The sequence below is a fragment of the Enterobacter sp. RIT418 genome (assembly GCF_003057745.1).
In the GTDB taxonomy this organism is placed as follows: Bacteria; Pseudomonadota; Gammaproteobacteria; order Enterobacterales; family Enterobacteriaceae; genus Enterobacter.
Map to the genome: position 1 here is coordinate 1 of NZ_QBJD02000038.1, position 1,080 is coordinate 1,080.

General features: G+C 39.1%; 2 protein-coding genes. Both read right to left on the reverse strand.

Going from position 1 to position 1,080, the window contains the following annotated elements:
* Positions 1-10: 10 nt before the first annotated feature.
* Complete coding sequence (locus DBY73_RS21990; protein WP_112013279.1) at positions 11-637, reverse strand: glycoside hydrolase family 19 protein; 627 nt, start codon at positions 635-637, stop codon at positions 11-13.
* A gap of 98 nt (positions 638-735) precedes the next feature.
* Positions 736-1,080: phage holin family protein (locus DBY73_RS21995; protein ID WP_220092938.1), on the reverse strand; the 345-nt coding region annotated here is incomplete at its 5' end.

Here is a 1,080-nt window from a genome sequence, read left to right on the forward strand (position 1 = left end):
GCATTATAAATTAACACAATGCCAACAACGCTTTTTGGGTCTTTTCAATTCGTTCTTGCAACCCATTGAAGCCACCGTTGATACGCCGTGTCAGACCTTTCAGATCCCTTTTATCTGCGAATGAATTGCAATTATTTGATTTCCAGAACCAACCGGCAGAGCAGGCAGCATTGATATCCTCAAGCAATAAATCGGGATTATTCTCTAAATCAATTCCAAGTGCCTCACCACAAGCAATATAATTCCAACGAAATGTAATTTGTTTTAATCCACGCCCCCGATATTTCCAGCCATCATTCGGAGAATTGTTGCCATAGCGCCCACCATATACAAGATCTGCAATCGTAGCCTGTCGTTCTTTTGAAAGCACAGCCTCTCCAGGTTTGCGTCCATATTCTGCACGTTGCTTATCAGTTATTCGTGAACCAAATATCAACAAGCCTTCAACCGAATAATTAAAAGACTCCTCAAGAAACTTAAATCCTCCTGATTCGACACCGATCTGAGCTAAAAAATAAGCTTGCCGGATAGGGGTATCAATTCCACAACTCTCCATACTCACCATTACAGGATGATACCAACGTTCTGTTAGTTCCGGGGTCAATCCAGTAGCATGCATAAACATATCTTTTGTCATAAATATACCTTTTATTAACTTAGTAAAAGTGAAGATATAAATACTCAATGGTTTTAGTTTCAATTATCGAGTCGATTCTCAACCCCAAAATAGTGGCATTACTTTTTATCCTGATTAATCATATCGGACTTTAGGCGAGAAAATTTCATTATGCTGGAGATTCCTACGTACCCTAAGAAAACAGACGCTGGGAATGCCAGCTCAGGTTGTAAATCCAAAGCTGTTAAAATTTCACTAATTCCAAATGCAACCAGAGCGCACATTCCACCTTCAGCACAAGTATTTTTAAACGATTCACCACGATAAATACAACGAAGAACTGCCATTGTGCCCCCAGTGAAAGCATAGCCTAAAGCAGTTTTATTTTCTTTAATCCACGGCATTAATTCAGTTAACAGTGTTTTTGAAATCTCCATCTTAGCCTCTAACTTAAAATATCTACG